This is a genomic window from Microvirga splendida, assembly GCF_016427565.1.
GTDB lineage: Bacteria > Pseudomonadota > Alphaproteobacteria > Rhizobiales > Beijerinckiaceae > Microvirga > Microvirga splendida.
The window spans coordinates 1-21,285 of record NZ_JAELXT010000034.1; the positions used below are offsets into that span (position 1 = coordinate 1).

11 protein-coding genes and 2 pseudogenes are annotated in these 21,285 nt (G+C 65.3%); 4 read left to right on the top strand and 9 right to left on the bottom strand.

Annotated elements, in window-relative coordinates; genetic code table 11:
* Positions 1-179: 179 nt before the first annotated feature.
* The 7 genes from JAO75_RS25535 to JAO75_RS21135 all read right to left on the bottom strand — a co-directional run bounded on the left by JAO75_RS25535 (position 180) and on the right by JAO75_RS21135 (position 16,239).
* Complete coding sequence (locus JAO75_RS25535; RefSeq protein WP_425523211.1) at positions 180-566, bottom strand: DUF6894 family protein; 387 nt, start codon at positions 564-566, stop codon at positions 180-182.
* A 35-nt stretch (positions 567-601) separates the two neighbouring features.
* A complete protein-coding gene (locus JAO75_RS21110; protein WP_199051121.1) occupies positions 602-1,909 on the bottom strand; it encodes an HlyD family type I secretion periplasmic adaptor subunit in 1,308 nt (435 codons plus the stop codon).
* Between the two features lie 48 nt (positions 1,910-1,957).
* Positions 1,958-4,348 carry a cadherin-like domain-containing protein gene (locus JAO75_RS21115; RefSeq protein WP_199051122.1) on the bottom strand — a complete coding sequence of 797 codons (2,391 nt, stop codon included), beginning with the start codon at positions 4,346-4,348 and terminating at the stop codon, positions 1,958-1,960.
* Entirely contained in the window at positions 4,345-6,114 is a 1,770-nt protein-coding gene (locus JAO75_RS21120; RefSeq protein ID WP_199051123.1) for a type I secretion system permease/ATPase, read from the bottom strand. Before JAO75_RS21120 ends, JAO75_RS21115 begins: the two co-directional genes overlap by 4 nt.
* A 103-nt stretch (positions 6,115-6,217) precedes the next feature.
* Positions 6,218-13,357: a peroxidase family protein gene (locus JAO75_RS25265; RefSeq protein ID WP_199051124.1), complete on the bottom strand. Its 7,140-nt coding sequence runs from the start codon at positions 13,355-13,357 to the stop codon at positions 6,218-6,220.
* Between the two features lie 820 nt (positions 13,358-14,177).
* A complete protein-coding gene (locus JAO75_RS21130; RefSeq protein WP_199051125.1) occupies positions 14,178-14,828 on the bottom strand; it encodes a response regulator in 651 nt (216 codons plus the stop codon).
* The gene (locus tag JAO75_RS21135; protein ID WP_199051126.1) at positions 14,821-16,239 is read right to left on the bottom strand and encodes a sensor histidine kinase; all 1,419 of its coding nucleotides are present in this window, start codon (positions 16,237-16,239) and stop codon (positions 14,821-14,823) included. The genes JAO75_RS21130 and JAO75_RS21135 overlap by 8 nt, the downstream gene beginning before the upstream one ends.
* A gap of 395 nt (positions 16,240-16,634) precedes the next feature.
* Between JAO75_RS21135 and JAO75_RS21140 the strand changes: the two genes are divergently transcribed.
* Positions 16,635-17,360: a LuxR C-terminal-related transcriptional regulator gene (locus JAO75_RS21140; RefSeq protein ID WP_199051127.1), complete on the top strand. Its 726-nt coding sequence runs from the start codon at positions 16,635-16,637 to the stop codon at positions 17,358-17,360.
* 156 nt (positions 17,361-17,516) lie between these two features.
* Here the strand turns inward: JAO75_RS21140 and JAO75_RS21145 are convergent.
* Positions 17,517-18,285: pseudogene (locus JAO75_RS21145) on the bottom strand (IS5 family transposase).
* A 203-nt stretch (positions 18,286-18,488) separates the two neighbouring features.
* Here JAO75_RS21145 and JAO75_RS21150 point away from each other — a divergent pair.
* A pseudogene (locus JAO75_RS21150) lies at positions 18,489-18,869 on the top strand (IS110 family transposase); the annotation flags it as partial.
* 105 nt (positions 18,870-18,974) lie between these two features.
* Here JAO75_RS21150 and JAO75_RS21155 read toward each other — a convergent pair.
* Positions 18,975-19,580 (bottom strand): TetR/AcrR family transcriptional regulator, encoded by a 606-nt coding sequence (locus JAO75_RS21155; RefSeq protein ID WP_210340352.1) that lies wholly within the window; start codon positions 19,578-19,580, stop codon positions 18,975-18,977.
* 276 nt (positions 19,581-19,856) lie between these two features.
* Here JAO75_RS21155 and JAO75_RS21160 point away from each other — a divergent pair, with 276 nt between their 5' ends.
* Together JAO75_RS21160 and JAO75_RS21165 are read left to right on the top strand one after the other, a co-directional pair.
* Positions 19,857-20,312 (top strand): ABA4-like family protein, encoded by a 456-nt coding sequence (locus JAO75_RS21160; protein WP_199051129.1) that lies wholly within the window; start codon positions 19,857-19,859, stop codon positions 20,310-20,312.
* Positions 20,309-21,148 carry a hypothetical protein gene (locus JAO75_RS21165; protein ID WP_199051130.1) on the top strand — a complete coding sequence of 280 codons (840 nt, stop codon included), beginning with the start codon at positions 20,309-20,311 and terminating at the stop codon, positions 21,146-21,148. Before JAO75_RS21160 ends, JAO75_RS21165 begins: the two co-directional genes overlap by 4 nt.
* Positions 21,149-21,285 lie beyond the last annotated feature (137 nt).

Consider the following 21,285-nt stretch of genomic DNA (forward strand, 5'->3'; position numbering starts at 1 on the left):
CTTGAACAGAGACAACAGGGCGGCTCCTCGACTGGCCGCATTCCTCTAAACCGCCAAGGTTAATGCAACGGCGCCATGCTTACTTCCAAGAAGTGCCAGGAAGAGACATTCCAGGCGCGTGAATCTCTACCAAGAGGGCGACGAATGATCGTTGCTCTTCTCCCTGAACGGTGGTCGGTCTAGGCGTACTGCCGTTGGCCCTGCGGGACCCCCATCCCTGCTCCTGGTTCATCGAGGCTTATCGTGCCCAGGAGGTGGCCCGTACAGTCCAGGATCTCGAGACTCCAGCCGTGCCAATCGTCCTCAGCATCCGGAACCGCTGCCCGCAAATCGCAAAGGGCCGTTAGGACCTGGGCAGAGGCGTTCCCAATATCGGCAGCATCGACGCCGACATCGTCAGTCAGCACGACCTCGCCCTTCACGAGGTGGAAGAAGCAACGCGTCCCGCCGCCCGCGTCGGGCGGTCTCGCTCTGCCCGTGGGCATCGGGCCCTCTCCAGTCCACACGGGAACCGGCAGGGAGCGCGGCACCGTAGGCCCGTGCGCATGCCTAGGTTCCGTTTCCATGGGCGGCCGCCCTCCGCCTTGTTTCGTGGCCACTCTCACTCCTCCCTGAAAGCCTTGGCGAACTGGTCTGTGAACGGCTTGGTCAGGTAGGAAATCGCGGTCCGATCCTGCGTCGCCACGAACACCTCCACGGGCATGCCTGGCTTGAGCGGCTGTCCGGCCAGCTTTTCGAACTCGCTGGCGCTGATCTGGACGTCTGCCAGGTAGTGGGTGGTATTCGTCGCCGGATCGCGGGCCGCCGCGGCCGAGACGTAGGCGATCTCGCCCTTCAGCTCGGGCGTCGTGCGCTGGTTGAAGGCCGAGAAGCGCAGCTTCGCCGGCTGGCCTACGAACACCTGGTCCACATCCACGGGCGAGAGCTTGGCCTCGATCTTGAGCGTTGCGTTCTCCGGCACGATGGTGGCCAGCGTCTCGGCAGGCGTGATGACGCCCCCGACGGTGTGTACCGACAGCTCGTTGACGGTCCCGGTCATGGGCGCGCGGATGTCCGTTCGCGAGAGGCGATCCTCGAGGGCGACGCGGCGGTCGTTGAGTTCGGAGATCTTGGTCACGACCGCGCTCAGCTCGCGCTGTGCCTCGGTGCGGGCGTTCTCGTCGATCGAGATGATCTGCAACCTGATGCTGCTCGTCCGGGCGCGGGCGCGGGCGATGCTGGCATCGACTTCTCCAACCTCCCCCGTCAGCTTGGCAAGGTCGCGGTTGATGCCATACATCCGGGAGCCCTCGATCAATCCCTTGTCGGCCAGCCCCTTGAGCTTGCCGTGCTCGCCCCTCACGAGGTCAAGTTCCCGCACCTTCGCGATCTGCTGGAACTGGAGCCCCTTGATCTCCTGCTCAAGCTGGGCGATTTCGGCCTGGAGCTGCTCCTTCTGGCTCTCCCGGTGCGTCCTGTTGCCCTCGAACAGTCGAACCTCGCCGTAGGCGGCTAGATCGGCCAGGGAGACCGGAACCACGTCAGTCAGAGGAACCACGATCTCATGCACGCCGTCGCGCTCCGCGATCAGCCTGACCTTGCGGGCCACAAGCTCGGAGAGCTGGGAGTTGACGATCGAGAGCTCCGCCTTCGTCTGCACGTCGTCGAGCCGCAGCAGAATCTGCCCTGCCTTGACGACGTCGCCTTCCCGCACCGCGATCTGGCTGACGATGCCGCCGTCGCGGTGCTGGATGAGCTTCAGGTTCTGGTCGACCTTGACCGTCCCGCTGGCAATCACCGAGCCGTTGATCTGGGCTACTGCGGCCCAGCCGCCGCAGCCCACCACCAGAAGCGCCCCCAGGGCAATCCCGGCCGTGACCCGACTGCCGAGGCGGAAGTCGTCGTTGTCCTTGCCTGCGCGCTTGCTCATTCCCTATCTCCTTGATGCCGCGGCTCGTGCCTGCGGTCGTTCTCGTGGTTATGCGTGTTCGACGATGACGATGGCCCTGTGTCCGTCGAGATGGATGGTCGTCTCGTAGAGGCTGTCGCGGTCCATGTCGGCCTCGATCACCGTGCGGTCTATGCTCTCCGAGCGCTCGTGGCGGAAGCGGATGCGTGCGTCGTCCTCGTCGACCTTGTCGCCGTAGATGGTCTCGAACTGGTCCTCGAGCTCGTCGAAGACCTTCTCGAAGAGGTCGTACTTGGACATCCGGATGCGGTCGCCCGCCTCGAAGTCGACGATCTCGTGGAGAACGGGCGCGCTCGCCTGAGGCGGCGGAGCGAACTCGAAGAGGTCATTCCCCTCGCCGCCCTCAAGCACCATGGGCTGCTGCCCGGTGACGAAGTGGTCGTCGCCCGAGCCGCCGACCACGGTCTCGAAGCCGCTGATCGTGTCGTTCCCGATGTCGCGGCCGTTCGCCGTCCCTTGGGTGAGGTCGACGGTGATCCCGCCCTCCGAGGACGAGTAGTCCAGCGTGTCGCAACCGTCCCCGCCGTCGTAGACGTCGTCATCACCGTCCGCCTCGTTCCTGATGACGTCGTTCCCGCGCCCTCCCGACACAGTGTCACGCCCACTGCCGTCGTAGAGCGTATCGTCCCCCATGCCGCCATCCAGCGCGTCGTTGCCGCCCCGGCCGTCGATGTCGTCGTCGCCTGAACCGCCGGAGAGCGTCTCGTTGCCAGTTGAACCGGCGATGCTGTCATCGCCCGATCCGCCCCTGACGATCTCGAAGCCGACCACCTCGTTGGAGCCGATCTCGCAGCCCTCGGTGGCGCCTTGCGCCAAGTCGACTTCGATCCCCCACTCGGTGGCAGACATGACCAATGTGTCGGTCCCGCCTCCGCCATCGTAGATGTCGCTGTCTCCGTCGAGGGCGACGACAGCATGGTCGTCGCCCTCTCCGCCGGACACGGTGTCCCGCCCCGCGCTGTCGAGGAGGAGGTCGGCACCGGCTCCGCCCTCGAGTTTGTCGTTGCCGTCACCGCCCGAGACCACGTCATTGCCATCACCCCCCGCGATGACGTCGTTGCCTGCGTCTCCCTCGATCCTGTCGTCCCCGGCGTCGCCGCTGACGAGGTCGTTTCCGGCCCCGCCGAACAGGGCATCGTTGCCGCTGCCGCCATGGACCTGGTCATCGCCGTCGTCACCGAAGACGGTATCGTTGCCGTCGTCGCCGAACAGGCGGTCGTCGCCCGCCCCGCCCGAGATCTGGTCGTCACCCGCACCGCCGAAGACGATGTCGTTGCCAGCGCCGCCATGGATGATGTCGTTGCCGGCCCCGCCGACGATGTGGTCGTCGCCAGCGCCGCCGTCGATCAGGTCGTCTCCGCCGCGTGCGTCGATGATGTCGTTCCCGCCACGTCCCTTAACGTCGTCGGCGCACGCGCTGCCGAGGAGCATGTCATCGCCGTCCGTGCCGAAGATCGAGTTCCTGACCACCGAGAAGTAGGCATGCTGGACGACCGTCTCCTTGCCGTCGGTGATCTCGTAGGTGACCGTCACGGGGCCGAGGCGGCTTCCGTCGTAGAGCCAGCCGTTCGCGGTCCAGGTGATGGTGCCTGAGGACACCTTCAGGTTCTTGATCGAGAGGATGTCGCCGTCCGGGTCCGAGGCATGCGCCAGCAGGTCCGACAGGCTGATCAGGACGGCCGCGCAGCCGGCCACGTCACGGAGGTAGACGGGCCCGCTGACCCGCGGTGCCCGGTTGGCGGGGGTGCGCGGGTCGTCATCCTCGTCCCGGTCCACAGGCTTCGGGATCGGATTCGAGTGATCCGGCTTGTCGCCATTCCCCTTGTCGTCCTTGCCCTCGTCGTCGACGGGAGGCCTGTCCGTGGGGTGGTCACCTCCCGGCCTCGGGCCGCCGCCCGTGCTCCCACCGGGGCGCAATCCGGTCACGGGCCCGACGTTGTCGTTGGACGCGAAGATCGGCCCCTCGAACCTGGCATGCCGGCTCACGTCGGCCGGCTTGGGGAACGTCATCCCGAACTGGAGCGGCGGCGAGTCGACCATCAGGAACCCGGCCGGAGGCAGGCGCCAATCGTGAAGCGAGCTGGACCCAACCCGTTGCGGCTGCTCCACCTGGGCGTCACCCTGCTCCAGAGGCTCCAGCGGGATCGACAGCAGCCCGGCATCGACGAGCTTGAGGTGCGGCTTGCCGCCCTCTTCCGGACGCGAGGGCGCCTCGCCCTCGTCAGGAAGGCGGCCAAAGCTCGGCATGGCGCTCTTCAGGTAGGCCGCGATGCCCAGGATCAGCGCCCCGAAGGCCAGCGGCATCTTCGAGAGCCTGGTTTCCTTCAGCTCGTAATGTTGACGGGTATCGGCCTCGGTGGACTGACCGCCGCCCTTCGTTCCTTTGACGTCGATGATCATGCCATGGCCCTCGCGGTTGCAGGTGCCGATGCTGTTGCGGGTGTGGCTGTCCGGGCAGCAGCGCCGTCGATTGCCCCTCGGATGCCGATGATTTCCTCTTTCGGGCCGAAGGCGGTCAGGCGACCGTTCTGGATGACGGCGACGAGATCGACGGCCGCCAGCGCGCTCGGACGGTGGGCGATCACCATGGCGACACCGCCGCGGGCGCGGATTCCCTTGATCGCCTCGGTCAACGCCGCCTCGCCCTCGCCGTCGAGGTTGGAGTTCGGCTCGTCCATGACCACCAGGAAGGGATCCTTGTAGAGCGCGCGGGCCAACCCGATGCGCTGGCGCTGCCCGGCCGAGAGCGCCGCGCCCTGCGCGCCGAGCTTGGTGCGGTAGCCGTCGGGCAGGCGCACGATCATCTCGTGGATGCCGGCCGCCTGCGCAGCCGCCACGATGGCCCGGGAGTCGTTCTCGGCATCGAAGCGGGAGATGTTCTCCGCGACGGTGCCATCGAGCAGGGACACATCCTGCGGCAGGTAGCCGACGTGGCGGCCGAGATCCTCGTCCTTCCACTGGGTGAGCTCGGCCCCGTCGAGGCGGACGCTGCCGCGCAGCACTGGCCAGATGCCGGTGAGCGCCCGCACCAGGGTCGTCTTGCCGCCGCCGCTCGGGCCGATGATGCCGAGCGCCTGCCCGGACCTGACCTGGAGCTCCACCTCGCTCAGCAGCACCCGGCCGGAATCCGGTGCCGCCACCGTGATCCGCTCGACTTGGAGCATGCCCTTCGGAGCGGGTAAATCCAGGGGTTCCTCCAAGTCGGCGAGGGCGATCACTGTCTCCTTGAGGCGCTGGAACGCCGTGCGGGCGGCGACCACGCCCTTCCAGTTGCCGATGACCTGATCCACCGGGGCGAGCGCCCGGGCGGAGGCCACCGAGCAGGCAATGATCGCCCCGGCCGAAAGCTCGCCCTGAATCGTCAGGTAGGCACCCAGGCCCAGCGTCGCCGATTGCAGGATCATGCGCAGCACCTTGGCAATGGCGCCGAAGGTGCCGCTGATGTCGTTGGTCCTGGTCTGAAGGCTGAGGTGCTCGGCATTGGCCTTATCGAAGCGGGCGACCGCCCGCTTGGCCATGCCCATGGCCTTGAGGATCTCGGCGTTGCGGGCGTTGGAGTCGGCGATGGCGTTACGCTCGATGGCCGCCTGATGCGTCGAGCCCGCCAGTCGCCGGGTCATGATCTCGGTGGCGATGGTGAGCATCGTCAGCACGACGGCGCCGCCGAGCACGAGAGCGCCGAGCAGCGGGTGCAGGAAGTAGACGAAGGCAAGGTAGAGCGGCATCCACGGCAGGTCGAAGAGCGCCGTCGGCCCCTGCCCGCCGAGGAAGCCGCGCACGGTGTCGACGTCACGGCCGCGCTCGAGCGCCTCCGAGGTCGAGAAGCCGAAGCGGGGCATGTCGATGGCGACTTGGTGCGCGAGGGGCGCGATGCGCCTGTCGAGCCGGGCTCCGACCCGGACGAGCACCTGGGAGCGGATCACGTCGAATAGTCCCTGGAACAGGTAGAGGCCGACGGCCAGCACCGACAGGGCCAAAAGCGTCGGCACGCTGCCGCTGGTCAATGCCCGGTCGTAGATCTGGAGCATGTAGAAGGAGCCGGTCAACGCGAGGACGTTGATGATGCCCGACACGGAGAAGAGGAAGATGAAGACGCCCCGAAGTCCCTGGGTCAGCTTTTCCGCTGCCTTCCGCTTCTGGGCCGAGGTGAAGCTGGTCCCGCGCATTGGTCCGTCCCTGCTGGTGGTCTTGTTGTATGTTCTTGCTGTCTCTTATGGGGTGACTGGCGGGCCATGTGGCCCGCCAGTCGTCGTCCCTCCCTTGGGGGGCTTAGGAGAGGACGAAGTCGGATGCCTTCAGGTCGTGATTGCCCTTGAGGCTGATCTTGAATTCGGCTGCGTCGGGTCCCGCCGTGTTGCCGCTGACGACCGTGTAGTCGCCGTCGTCGCGGGTCTCGTGGGAGATCACGAGTTGGGCCGGACCCGTGAAGGATGAGCCGTTCGCCAGGGTGAAGGCCTGCTTGCCGCCCGCGCCGCCGTTGGCATCGATCGCCGAGAGGTCGAGACGGTCGCCCGGCTGGAAGCCGAGGATCGTGTCGCCGTTGGCGTCGGCCGCCGACAGGAAGCGGAAGACGTCGTTGCCGGCACCACCGTCGATCACGTTCACCGCGTGGTTCGCCGTGATCGTGTCGTTGCCAGACCCGGTCACGATGTTCTCCACGCCCCAGACCGTGTCGGTGCCGGACTGACTGCTGAACACGCTGCCGTTGCTAGCACCGTTGCCGCCGAGGTTGGCCGTGATGTTGGCGGTGATCGCCGACATGTCGAGCGTGTCGGTTCCCAAGCCGCCTGCCATGTCGTCGCCGTAGTAGACGTCGTTGCCGTCGTTGGCCGAGGCCACGATGAGGTCGTCCCCAGCTCCGCCATAGACGGTGTCGTTGCCCGCTCCGGCATCGATCATGTCGTTGCCGTCGTCGCCGAAGATGCGGTCGTTGCCCGCATCGCTGTAGAGCATGTCGGCATCAGCACCGCCGAGCATGTTGTCGTCGCCGTCGCCGCCGAACATCACGTCCCGCCCGGCCTCACCGCTCAGGAAGTCGTTGCCCGTCCCGCCGTGGACGATGTCAGACCCGGCCCCGGCAACGACGTTGTCGTTGCCGTCGAGCGCCATGATCGTCTCGCCCTTGGCGGTGCCAATCAGGGCCTCGGTGGCGTTGGTCCCGGCGATGGGAGTCCCCACCGAGGTGTCGGGCTGGGTGACGGGAGGCGTGGTGGCGCCCCCGTTGTCGCCCGATCCGGCACCGTCGCCCTCGTCCCCGTCGTGGTCGCAGGAGTCGTCATCCTCGTCCTCGTCGTTCCCGCCCGGGTTGGTGACGTCATCCTCATCCTCGTCATCGCTGCCGGGCTCGGTGACATCGTCATCCTCGTGCTCGTCGTCACCGGACCCGAACTGCGGCAGCCCGCCCTCGCAGACGAAGGTCAGCTTGTGGCCGCCCTTTGTCATCGTGGTCACGCCGTCATCATCTGTCGCGATCTCGTAGTCGCCCGGCACCGCGCCGGCCGGAAGTTCGATCACGTCCTGCGGGCGCAGGGTGCCCACGATGGTGTCATTGCCGCCGTTGGAGCGGAACACGATCCGGTGGGCCGAGGACAGGGCCGAGATGTCGACCGTATCATTGCCGGCATCGCCGTCGATGGTGATCGTGTTGAAGTTGAGGCTAGTGCCGTTGAAGTCGCCGACGACCTGGATGGTGTCGGTGCCCACCGTGCCGCCGTTCTGGCCGCCCGGCGTAGTGACGTTGAGAGCGCTGACCCTGATCTCCTCGATGTTGTCGAGTTCGGCGATCACGACCCCGTTCCGGGCGATCACGATCTCGGTGCCGGCCGCGAGGGACAGGCCCGTGATCGCCCCGAGCGCTGCGGCACGGGTGTAGATCGTGAAGGTCTCGCTTTCGGCGGAGCCGTTCAAGACGTACGTGTCCTCCCCGTCGCCGCCATCGACCGTATCGCGTCCGGCATTGCCTGCGGCCTGGATGATCGTGTCGGCCCCGGTCCCGGCGTTGATGACGTCGTTGCCGATGCCGCCGTTGACTACGTCCGCACCGTCCCCGGCCGCGACGATGTCGTCGCCGCTGCCCGCATTGATGGCATCGTCGCCGCCGAAGCCGAAGATCGCGTCCCTGCCGAGGGTGTTGGTGTTGATGTCGTTGGTGCCGTTCAGGGTTGCATCCGCCTCTGCGGTGCCCAGCCGGACGGCGTACGTGACGCCGTTGAAGTCGAGGCGCTCGATGCCGCGCAGGGTATCCGTGCCATCGGTTCCCACAGTATCGGTCACGATGAGTTCGGTACCGTTGTCGCCGAAGGCGTACTCGGCGGCCGACCCGGTGAAGTGGGCGACGTCGAGGAGCGCATCCCCGCCGTCGAGGGTGTCGTTGCCCTGGCCACCCGTGAGGTGGTCGACGGCAAGGCCGCCGATGAGGACGTCGTCCCCCGCCCCTCCGTCCAGTTCGTCGGCACCGGCACCCCCATCAAGGGTGTCGTTGCCGATGCCGCCCATGAGGTTGTCGGCGGCTCCGAGACCATAGGCGGCATCGTCGCCGTCGGTGCCGTTGAAGACATCCTCAAGCCCGGTTCCGTTGAAGAGGTCGCCGACGACGGCCGTGGGTTGCGAGTACACGGTCTCGACCATGCCGTACCCGTCGGTGTAGGTCATCTCGACCCGCACCTGCCTACCGACCTGGGCCTGCGCCGGGGTGAAGCTCACCGCCGTTGCCCCGGCGATGTCGACCCAGACGCCATCGACCAGCACCTGCCACTGGTAGGTGTAGGAGGCCGGATCGATGCCGTCGGCATCCTGCACCGTGCCGATGGAGGCGATGATCGGAGAGCCCTCGGTCGGCCGCATGTCGGTGAGGGTGGCTTCCCCGGTCGGTGCCCGGTTGAAGATCTCGCGGATGGTGAACTCCCCGTCGGCGAACTTCAGCTTCTCGATGTTGGTCAGGCGGTCCGTTCCGTCCGTCCTGATGCCCTCGTCACCACCCGGAACGGGCGGATCGGTGTTCTCCACCTCCAGGACGTGCTCGACCGTGATGCTTCCGTCCTCCGGGTCCTGGGTAATGACGTATTCGGCCCGGTTCCCGGTAAAGACAGCGACGTCGATGTCGGTGCTCGTGCTGCCGCCTGTGACGATCTCGCGGACGATCGAGAGCTGGCCCGGATTGAGCGTCCGGTCGAACATCGTCTGCTGGAGCGTCCTGCCGCCGAACTGCGCCACCGCGGTCTCGGACAGCACCCCGTTCACGTAGTCAGCCTCGAGGTAGATCTTCGAGTCCATCCCGTCGGCGGTGTAGATGGCCGTGGGAACGCCGGGCTTCTCGACCGTGATGCGGATGCGGACGTTGAGCCACTTGTCGCCGTCGATGATGTCGTCGCCGGCGTTGCCCTGGATCGTGTCGCTGCCGGCGCCGCCGAGCAGGATATCCGAGGCATCGCCCGTGCCCATCACGATGGTCTCGGTCTTGCCGTCCTTGCCCGTGATCTGGGTCCGCTCGAGGTGCGCCACGAGGTCGGCGAGACCGCTGATCAGGCCGAGGTTCTTCTCCAGCAGCGCGTTGGAGTACGACTCGAGCGGCGCTCCCGCTTCGACCTGCGTGGCGTTGCCGTCGGCGTCGTAGGCACCCACGATGACCTCGCGGCCCGTGAGCTTGTCATCGTGTTTCCAGCCCGACAGGCCTTCCACCAGGTCGAACCGATCCCTCAGGATGTTGTTCTGCTGGTTCTGGAAGATCGAGACCGTCATGTCCGAGTCGGCGGCTTGGTCGTGACCCTTGTGGATTGCCCAGTCGAAGCCGGCCATGCCGTTGTTGCGCTCGATGCCCTCGTTCTGGACCATGATGTCGTCGCCGGACTCGGCGTCGTAGTCGTTGTCGTTCCCGCGCCCGTTCAGGACGTCGTGGCCGATGATCGTCGAGTTGAAGAACAGCTCGGAGTTCTCGCCCGCCAGGGTGTCGAAGCTTTCGCCACCCTCGATCCAGTCGTCACCCTCGTTGCCTGCCAGCATGCTGATGCCGGTGCTGCCGCGGATGAAGTCGTTGCCGAGGCCCGCGCTCACCGTCTTCGCCTCGGTGCCGCCGTAGACGAAGTCCTGGCCGCTGCCGCCGAACACGAGGTCGAGGCCGCTGCCTGCGTTGATGACGTCGTTGCCTGCGTCGCCGTGGATCACGTCGGCGGCACCGATGTCCGTGCCGCTGTCGGTGATGATGTCGTTGCCGGCCCCGCCGTGGAGATGGTCGACGCCGTAGCCGCCTTCGAGGCTGTCGTCGTCGCCGTCACCCCACAGGGTGTCGTCGCCCTCGCCGCCGATCAGGGTCTCGCCCCGGTTCGAGCCGCCGAGCACGGCATGGTCGAGGCCGCCGTAGCGCAGGTAGTCGACGTTCCCGTCGCCGTCGGTGTCCTTGCGGATCACCATCGGGCTGACCGCGTTGAGGATCGGGTCGTCGTGGAGCGGGTCATCCCCGATCTGCTTGTCCTTGTTGATCTCGAGGATGACGTCCGCTGTCTGGAACGCGGCGCCGTTGATGTGCGTCGCGCCGTCTTCGCCGAGGGTTGTGTTGCGCATGATGAGCTGCGCGAAGGAGTCGGCCTCGAGTTCGTTGAGCAGGTTCAGTCCCTGCGTGCGGCTCAGGTAGTAGAACCGGTCGCCCGCCTGGAGCTGCTCCATCTGGAACTCGAAGACGTAGGTGAAGGAAGACCCGAGCATGGAGCCGAAGGTCATCTTCTTCTCGGCAAGGCCGCCGATCCAGAAGTCGACGTTGTTGAGGCCGCCGAGCCTGCCTGCCTCGGTATCTGCGTAGGCGCCATCGCCGTGCAGGAAGTCCAGACGGTCGAGCGGAGCGCCGGGGCCGCCCATCACGAGCAGGGTCGCCGCCGCGCGCTTGGCCTCGAGCGTGGTGGCCGAGGTGATCGTTTCATGCGTGCCGTAGGCCGCGATGAAGTTGACCAACGAAGCCGGGTTCTTCATCGAGAGCGCGAAGTCGTACCAGCTCTCGTAGGGTTTTACGCGAGTGTCACCGGTGTCGGCGAAGAACTGCTTGCGGGCCTCGTTGAGCGAGGGCACACCGGTCTCCCGGGCACGGGCGATGTTGACCGCACCGAGGTCGAGTGGCAGGCCGACCAGGTTGTTGCGCAGGGCACCCGTCAGGAACTCGTCGATCTCGTTGCCGACCTGGCGGGACATGCCGTTCAGGATGGCGCCTGCCGCCTCGTCGGGGTCGAGGCCCGCGTTGCCGAAGGCGATCGGGTTGAGGAATGCCTCGATCAGGCCGATCTCACTCTCAATCGGCTTGCCGTCAGCCCCGATGTGGACCATGTCGACGGTCTCGGTCAGCATCGAGTGGCCGAAGCGGTAGACTACGTGGGCGAACTCGGCCACGATGGCGCCGTCGACGGTGGTGGTGTTGGAGAACAGGAACGGGTCCACGTCCGGCGCTGCGGCGCGGGCGAACTCCTCGAAAACGAGGTGCTGGTAGACCATCTCGGTCGAGAAGCGGGCCGCCTGAAACAGGCGCTCGCCATCCCAAACGAGGGTCGCGGCGAAAGCCTCGATCGCCGCGTCGTCGCCTGCGGCCGGCAGCACCGTTCCCTCCGGCAGGTCAACGGCCAGCCATTCGTTGAGGAACGCGAGGTCTCCCGACCCGATCGCTGTCTTCTTCGTCTCCTCGATCATCCGGTTGTGTTCGGAGTGGAACACGTGGTGGATCGAGGTCAGGCCGATGTTCTCGTTGCCGCGGCCGTCGCCCACGATCACGTGCTTGTCGAGCAGCTCGTTGTCGTAGGAGACCTTGCGCCCGCGGTAGTCCATGCCGATGGCATTGCCGGCGTCCGTGTCGGAGTCGGCCCCGACGGCGATGACGTCGTCCCGGGTCATGGGATTGTTATCGGCGTCATAGACGGAGCCTGGCACCGCGTTGTGGGCGATGTCGTTCAGGAACGCGCGCCCGGCCGAATGGGCCTCAGACGCAGCCAGAGGCTCGGCAAGGCTGGCCTCCGTGGGGCCGCCTTCCTTCATCACCAGTTGCGGAAAGCCGTTGGCGCCACGCACGAACTCGCCGTAGACGTCAGTCAGGACCGCCGGAACCCGCAGAACGTCGATGTCGGCCAGGATGATGCCCAGTTTGGTCGCCGCCTGTTCCTTGACGTCAGCCCAAGTGGCCGGGCCGCCGTTCTTGCCTTCGAGCATGCGCCCGGTCGCGACGGGCTTGCCATCGATGAGGTCATATTCGCGCAGGAAGACCTGGTGCGACGGGTTGGAGGTGTAGACCTGGTTGAGGTCGATCCAAGGCGTGGTCTCGTTCCGGTGGCCGAGGAGTACGTCGTCCTCATTGCCCTCGACCCCGTCGGCACCTGCACCCATCACCGGGGTGGCGCGCGTCAGGACCATGAAGTTCGAGTGGCCGCCCGGGACGTAGAGCGGATCGTCCTCGCTGAGCGGAATGTAGACGGTGCCGTTGTCGCCCTTGCTGACCATGTCGAGGCCGTGGTCGAAGAACTGGCCGAACAGAGTGAAGAAGCCGTTGAAGGGTGCCGTGTCGCCGAGATCGGGCGCGACGTTGTCGATCATGACGGTCTTCGGCGTCATCTCGATGTAGTCGACGCGGGCGAGTTCCAGCGTGTTCGTGGTCGCCCTCAGCTCCACGACTGAGGCGGGGCCGACCTTAACATTGTCGAAGGTGATCGTGCGGAGGTTCGCGGCCTGTGCGCCGTCGCCGGGCTGGTTCGGGGCGTTGAGCGTCCAGGTCTCGACCAGCACGCCGTCGACATAAAGAGAGAGGGGAATGGCGCCGTCATTCTCGTCGAGGTAGGCAACAGTCAGGTCGTAGTTGCCCGGCGTGATGCCGTCCTGGGCCAGTTGGGTCGATGTCGCGCCGGTCTGGTTCGGATTGAGGCGGATGACCGTATTCCCCGAAGTCCCGGCGATCGTCTCATCGAAGAATTGGCCGGGTGTCGTGAAATCCTCGGCTTCGATGCGGATCGGCGTGCCGGACACGACGTGCGCCTTGCCCTGGGCGATGAGGGCCTGGATGGCGGGGTTGTCGATCGACTGGTCGGAGATCAGGTTCGAGATGATGCGCGGATCGGCATCCCACACGTCGCCGGGATTCTGGTAATGAGTCGGCTCCGCGCTAGCCGGCGATCCCGGCCCTTGGGCCCCGGCCGGCCGATGGTCGGCAGCGACGTACTTGGGATTGAGCAGGCGCGTCATGATCTGGTCCGCGGAACCGCTCCACTCGTGGCCGGGGATCAGGTTGTTGTAGCTGCCGTCGACCGTGCGCAGGCCGTAGGGAAGCAGGTGATGGCTGACGAGATCGGTGAGGGGCTTCGCGGCGTCGCCGGAATGCGCCACCGAGTTCTCCTCGCCAATCTTGATCTGCTTCAGGATGAATTCGAGATCGTGCTTAACCAGATGAACCATGATGTCTCTCCCTCTGTCGACTTGCCTGGTGTTTGCATTGCCTGGTTGGGCTGCCTCGCCCACCGGCCCGCAATTCTGTCGACGATATTGACCGAGAGGTGCCCAGCCTGCATCGGATGGAGGTGCAACGATTTGTTAACCGCCGGTCGAGGCTCTCGCCTGGACCTGCGCCTCGGCGTCACCTGGACTAAGGTCCAGTGCCCCTACGAAGCGTGATCGTTTTTTTGGATCCGCACGCCACCGTTCCGGCGGTGCTGTAGGCCGTGTGGAACGGGGATACCAGAGCGGAACAACAGGCAGGCGCAGCACGCTGCGAATCGGCGCAGAGCGCCGTTGATGCACATCAGCGGTCGTGATCCCGCACACGAAGATGTTCGTGCGCAAGGTTGCGGCATCTATGAAGTTGAGAAAGTTGCTCCGGTTCACGGCGGACGCATTCACCGGATCGCTAGGTGTGAAGAAAGACAGCCGCAGGGGGAAGGCGACTGCTCGGTCGAAGCTGGAATAGTCCAACAAGGGGCCGTACTGCCGCCCCCCGTCAGCTTCGAGAGAGCGATCATCGGTCAGGATGAGCGGAGGAGGTCGTCTCCCCCTCTAGGAAAGGTCTGCCTATACGGGGTCGTGAACGGAGCAGGAGGCGGTGCGACGCACCCTATCTAAAACGGGGCTCACCACCGACGCTACATCGTTCCGGATTTTGCATGCACCGTAATGAACACCTGGATCAGCCATAATCCTGTCTGCCGCGACGTCATTGTCGTAGCGGCTCCCCACAGCGCCACACGTGACCGGGCTTGGCTCGCACCTACCAACTTCCAGTTCACATCACTTTGTCCCCAAGATCGTTCCACTCGCGCTTGGCGATGAGCGCTGCCTCGACCCGGTTTCTGGCTTTGAGCTTTCTGAGGATGTTGGTTACGTGGTATTTGACCGTCTTTTCCTGAACATCAAGCCGCTCGCCGACCTCGCGGTTGCTCAGCCCGCTGGCCACAAGGCGTAGCGTGCGCTTCTCCTGGTCGGAGAGGAAAGTTAGCGGGCTCGCTTCGGCCCGGACCCTGTTCGTGAGCGCACGGAGCGCGAGGTCGGGAGACACGACGTTGCGCCCCTCTGTCAGACTCCTCACGGCGGCGATCAGCTCCGGCATCCTGATCCCCTTGGGAAGGTAGCCGACGGCTCCCACCTCCAGGGCATGCATCACGTCATCGTCGCTCTCGGAGACCGTCAGCATCGCAACGCGGGGCGGTTCAGGCATATGGAGGATCTCACGGGCGGCCTCGATCCCATTCCCCGGCATCGAGACGTCGAGCAGGATGAGATCGGGTGCAAGATCTCTTGCGAGCTGTACGGCCTCCGCCGCCGTTTCACCCTCCCCCACGACCTCGATCGCGTTGTCGAACGCGAGCGACTGGACCACCCCGGTCCGGAACAGCGCGTGGTCATCGACCACAACGACGCGTATTCTCTCACCCATCCCGACCTCCCCCTGTCATGGTCAGCGTCATCGCGATTCTGGTCCCCCGGTTGGGGACCTTGCTCATGCGGAATGTGCCGCCCAGGCTTTCGACCCGCTCCCGCAGCCCCACGAGTCCTAAGCCAGAACCAAGTCCGGCTGGGCACCCGGGCCCTTTGCCCCCGCCGTCCTCCACGGCCAGGCACAGGACCCCATCCTCGAGCTTGCAGGTCACAATCTGGCCGTTGCCTCCCGCATGCCGGAAGGCGTTGTTGAGGCCTTCCTGGACGAACCGATACGCACACATCTTGGCCGCGTTCGGAAGCGGTTGCGGAATGTCCTCGCAGCGTACCGCGACTGAGGTCCCGGTACGCTGCTCGTGGGCGCGGGTCGCCCGGCGGACAACATCCGGAAGCGGCAGGCCCTCGATCTCCGGCAGTACCAGTCCCTTCGAGATCGCGCGGATCTCGCGCAGGGCGTCCGTGAGGAAGGAGTCTAGCGCCTGCAACTCCTCCTCGTGCTTCACGGCTGTTCCAGCTAGACGGACGTGCTCCACCTTCAAGGCAGCAAGCCCAATGAGCTGCGCGGGCCCATCGTGCAGGTCCGCGCCGAGCCCTCGCAGGAATCGTTCGTTCAGTTCCGAGACCCGGCTCGATGCGCGCTGGATCCGTTCCCTGAGGACACGGTTGTGCCGGGACGTACGCTCAACCTCTGCCATGCGTTCGCCGAGCTGGCGCTGCTGGGCCATGATGACCCGGTTTCCACGATACACGATCCAGAACAGGCCGGCCATGATCATGGCGGTGACGCCAATCCGCGCGAGCCAGCTATTCAGGCGAAGCCACCACAGCCTCTGCTCGAGCGGCTCCGTCACCTCGTGGATCTCTGCTACGGCAACGATCCGCCCGGTGTTCGGCTCCCGAATGGGGGTGTAGATCTCCAGATAGCGGGACGTGAAGCCCCGGATCTTGTGCTCGGCAGCCTCCAAGTCAGCGTAGCGCGCCGAGACCTCCCCAGCCAGAGCAGCGACGACTCCGGCGGGTGGAGCGAACATGCGCCCGACCAGTTCGGGCGACCGCGAGTACGCTACGAGGCCGCCTTCCTTCCAGATCTCGAGGTGGGGGAAACGGCTTTCGAAATCATCCTTACCGAGCAGCCAATCCAATTCCGCCCGCTCCTCCGGACGTAGGACGTCGCTGACCGCGAGGTGGCGACCCAGCGGCGAGAGGAAGCTGTCCATGAAAAGGGCGGTCGTCGCGGCCTTTCGGTCGATCATGTTCCTGGAGACGACCTCGGCCGTAAATAGGCCCTCGACGATCATTGCGAGCAGCATGATGGCGCCGCCCGTCACGGCGAACTGGCGCGTCAGGCTCCAGCCCCCCACGGCGGCGCCCCAGCGCCGCGATCCCAGCCGTGCGGCCAATCCTGACATGCCCTGCCCCGAATGCTTTCTTTGGAACCGCGAGGATACGCTAGACCGGCCGCCCCGCAACCGACCAAGGTCCGACCCTGCCTTGGACCTTGGTCCGGGTGACTACCCCGTTCGGGAGCGAGCAGCAGACGCAGCGGGGCGCGGGCGCGCAGGGTCCCCGGCCACCATTTTCCGGAATTTTTACTGTCCGGGGCGCAATCTTTGTAGGTCCGAGCGGCATTGGCCTCAGCCTCCGCCCCTACCTCCATCGAGTTAGTACCTCCGCCGCGACAGTACCCCTTCAGAGTGAAGGACTCCATTCCTTATGATGGCTACGCTCTCTGAGCAACGAGGCTTGGTACCGTAGGGTTCACGCAACCCCGAACCGCCGCGTCTGCATCCGGGGGGATCAGCTCATGAGTTCAGTTTCGGTAGCCTTGGTCGACGGCCATCCCATCACGATCGAAGGCTTGGCGCACGTGCTTGCCGCACAAGGCACGTTTACCGTGGTGGGGTGCGGCGGAAGTGCGCGGGAAGCGCTCGCTATTGCTGAACAGCACCGACCCAAGCTGATGATCCTGGACTTGGCAATCCCCGGGGACGCGATCTCGGCGATTTCGGACATGACCGCCCGTTATCCAGAAATTGGGGTTGTCGCCTTCACGGCTGCTTCCGGATTGGACTACGCTGTGAACGCGATGGAGGCGGGGGCCCGGGGGTACGTCTCCAAGTCATGCCCCCCGGACGAGCTCGTCGGCGCCGTGAGGGCCGTGGCTGCCGGGAACACCTATGTCTCGCAGAACTTCGCAGGCGAGGTAATCACGGCCCTGAGGAACGCCTCCGTGCGCAGGATCGCGATGCAAGCCCTCAGGCTGAGCGCCCGGGAGGATCAGATCGTACAGTTCCTACTCGCCGGAAAGACAAATAAAGAGATCGCATCCCATCTCGGGATCACCGAGAGGACGGTGAAGCATTACATGACAGTACTGATGCAGAAGCTGAACGCGCGCAATCGCGTTGAGGTCGTAGTCGCGGCGCAGAAACTCAGGCGCGATTCTATTGCCCAGCCCGATCCTGCACTTGGCAACCGGAGCCGCGGCGCCCGCCACTTCATTGCAGACAGGAGATCATGCTATTCGTAGGTAATTCGCAAGTGGATGGATCAGGACCAACGGATAGAAACTCCTCACCTTGTCCAGGCTGTGCTCTATCGCGGCGTCTACCTATTCATTGTGAGGACTACGACCAGGACGATCTTAGCGGTCGGCAGCGTATACTTCGCGTTCCCCTACGGCCTGTTAGTTCTTGGGCCAGTCGATTGCTGCGGCGAGGCAGAGCACGCCTATGAAGGATGAGGTGGTCTTCTCGTAGCGCGTTGCAACCGCATGCCACTCTTTGAGCCTGGCCCAGAGCCGCTCGACGATATTGCGGTTGGTATAGATCCAGTCCGGACAGGCGACCGGCGCCTCCTTGGATTTGGCCGGTATCGCCGGCCTCGCACCGATGCTCCAGATGTGCTCGCGGAAGCTGTGACTGGAATAACCGCAATAAGCCACCACTCAGTCGGGCACACCCGGCAGAGTGTCGAGCAGCGGAATGGCGTCAGGCAGCTCGTGCGCCTGGCCGGGTGCGATCCGAAACGCGATGGCGCGTCCGAGCCCGTTGGCGATCACGCAAGCCCTGGTGTCATAGCCGCCACGAGACCGGCCAAGTGCTTCACGATCGTCTCGTTGAGCTTGAGAGCCCCTTTTCGGCGAACCCCAGCCGCCTTCTGATGAGCGCGCACGCTGGTGCCGTCGAGGAACGTCATTCCAAGCTGGATCCCGCACTCCTGCACCAGATGGAGCAGACGCTCCTAGACACCCAGGCGTGCCCAGCGGATGAAGGTTTGGTCCGCCCGCCACCAGGGGCTAGTTCAGCCGGCACAGCACGCCACTTGGCGCCGTTCTCGTGGCGCCAGAGAATGGCCTCAATGGTCCACCGCAGATCCTGCGGCGGGGTTTTGCCCTTGGGACGGCACTGTTCCACCAAAGGCTCCAGCATGGCCCATTGCGTGTCCGTCAGCATGGCTCCCCCTCAAGCAGGACGAGCAAAACGCCTCCACGTGCAACGGGTTCAAGTCATAAAGGACCGTAGGTCGCTCCTACACCACGGCTTGGCTAATCACGCAGAATTCCCGTTGTCACATCGGAACGACCGCTAATGGGATGGACCGGCCGTGCTTACCGGCGCACCCTTCACCAGGGGCGCCCAGCACGAGGACTTGAGCCATGCCCAAAGCTCCGCTTCAGCACGTTGCCACCCTTGGGATCGACATTGGCAAGAACAGCTTCCACCTGGTTGGCCTGGATGCCCGGGGTGCCATTGTTCTGCGCCAGAAGCTCTCTCGCGGACAGGTGGAGCAGCGCCTTGCCAACATGCCCTCCTGTCTGGTCGGGATGGAGGCCTGCGTTGGTGCCCACCATCTCAGCCGTCAGTTGCTGGCCCTCGGCCACGATGTGAAGCTGATCCCCGCGCAGTTCGTGATCCCCTTCCGCAAAAGCCACAAGAACGACTTCCGCGACGCTGAGGCCATTGCTGAAGCCGTGCTCCGCCCCACCATGCGGTTTGTGCCCACCGCGACATGTCCGAGTCTTTGCGGCAGCGCCCTCAGAATGGATTCTGCTCTCTGATGCGATGGGGCATCTTAAGGTTAAAAGCGTGAGACACGAAGCAAGCACTGGGTAGCTATTGTGGTTCGCGCGTCAAAGCAGTCTCTACATTCCCTTGTCAGACCGCTTGCGAGCTCCCGAATGTGCTGAGACACGAACTCGCGCGATAACGCCCTCAAGCAGGTCCGTGATCACCCGCTCACCTGTGCCGGTGTGGTCGAGCTGCCCAGAGAGGAGCAGGTGCGAGAAGCCATGCACCAGCGACCAGGTATGGACGAGATCTGCCAGCAGGTCGCCCTCAAGCGGTTCATCAGGCATGCCAGCGACCAGCCGGATCGCCGTCTCAAGCTCCTCGAAGGCTGCCCCGCCCGCTGCACGCAGGGCCGGATCCTCATGGTTCAGCCGATGCCAGTCAAAGGTGAGCTGAAAGCGCTCCGGGTAGTCCCGCGCGAAAGCCACATAGCCCCGCCCGATTGCCCGCAGCCGCTCGGTTGGATCCTCAATCCCCGCTCGGGCCTCCTGCATGGCCGCTATCAACGTCTCGAAGCCGAGCGCCGCCAACGCCGTGAGGAGCCCCGTCACGTCACCGAAGTGATGCGCCGGCGCCGCGTGCGAGACACCGGCCCGACGGGCGCATTCGCGCAGGGTGAAGCCCTCAACCCCGCGCTCGGCCAGCACCATCTCGGCCGACGCGAGGAGAGCCCGCCGCAAATCGCCATGGTGGTAGGCTGAAGGCTTCGGCCCTATCGCAATTTTGTCTCGTCCCACCTTCATCCGCACTCTGTTCCTCACCCCAATCCATCTGCTGGCCGCTCGCCCGCGAGAGCGGATCCAGGGGGGCAGTTCAGAGCCGATACCAGAACGCGCTCATCAGCCTCAAGCAGGCCCGCACCTATCGCCGCGACATGGATCCTACAGGGTCCATCTTGACACCGTCAAATACCGTGCGATCCTGCATCTTGACATTGGCAAGAAAGGAGCCGCCCCATGTCGGATCTCTGGCTCGACCGTGTGTTCTCGCTGGCCGGTCTCATGGCGATGGCAGGATGGTTGGCCCTGATTTTCGCGCCTCTGCGGCCGCGCCTTGCGCAGGCAGTTGCAACTTTCGTCGTTCCAGCCGTGATCGGTCACGCCTATGCGGTGCTCATCGCCCGCTACTGGGGCGAGGCGCCGGGAGGATTCGGCTCGCTGGACGAGGTGGGCGCGCTCTTCAGCCATCGCGGCGTGCTGCTGGCGGGGTGGCTTCATTACCTCGCTTTCGACCTCTTCGTTGGCGCGTGGGAGGTGCGGGAGGCCCGGCGGGTTGCCTTGCCCCACTGGCTGATCCTGCCGGCTCTGGCGCTCACCTTCCTGTTCGGCCCGATCGGCCTGCTCGTCTTCTTGGCGCTTCGCGCAGCCCGCCTGCGCTACGCTCCCCTGCACACCCAAGGAGCCACCGCATGACCATGTTCGTCTCTGCCCTGGCTGCCGGCCCTCTGCCACGCCTTTCCGGCGCATCGGCCCAGTTCGAGCCGCGTCTCCTGCGCACCGGCCTTGCGATCCTGGCGCTCATGGTGCCGACCGCCTTTGCCCTGACCCTCGACCCGCGCACCCTCAACGACATCCCCATCTGGATCAAGCCGCTGAAGTTCCAGGCCTCCGTCGGGGTCTACCTGCTGACGCTCTCCTGGTTCCTGGCAGCCCTGCCCGAAGGGGTCCGACGCGGGCGCGTCGTTGCGGTGCTGGTGGGTGTAGCGATTGCAGCATCCACCTTCGAGATCGCCTATATCACTTTCCAAGCCGCGCGCGGCCTCGCCTCCCACTACAACGTGAGCGATCCTTTCCATGGTGCGATGTACACCCTCATGGGTATCGGGGCCGTCACGCTGACGGCCATGAGCCCCGCGGTCGCAGCGCTTTTGTGGCGCCACCGGCCGGCCCGTTGGAGCACCGCCTTCTGGCTGTCTGTGGTGCTGGGCCTGGTGCTGACTTTCGTTCTTGGGGCCGGTGCCGGCGCTGTGCTCTCAGCCGGGGACGGCCACTGGATCGGCGGCGTACGCTCAGATGCAGACGGCCTGCCGGTCGTTGGCTGGTCCCGCACGGGAGGGGATCTGCGGACGGCCCATTTCCTCGGCATGCACGCGATGCACGTGCTGCCTGTGGTTGGATTGATCGCTGGGCGTCTGCTCAGGCCATGGCAGGCAATCAGCGGGGTTGTTGTCGCAGCCTCGGCTTACTCCGCCGGCACAGGCCTGGTGTTCTGGCTGGCTCTGCGCGGTATTCCCCTTTTCCCAAACTAGCGACCTCCCCAACACCCTGTGTCAGGCTCCATGAAGCGGCCGCTAAGACCCAGCGGGAGAAGTCGGCTCCACAAGCCTGTGCGCCGGAGCGAAGCGGTTCGCGTTTCCTCCGGTGTGCCTGACGCGTTTTGTCCGAA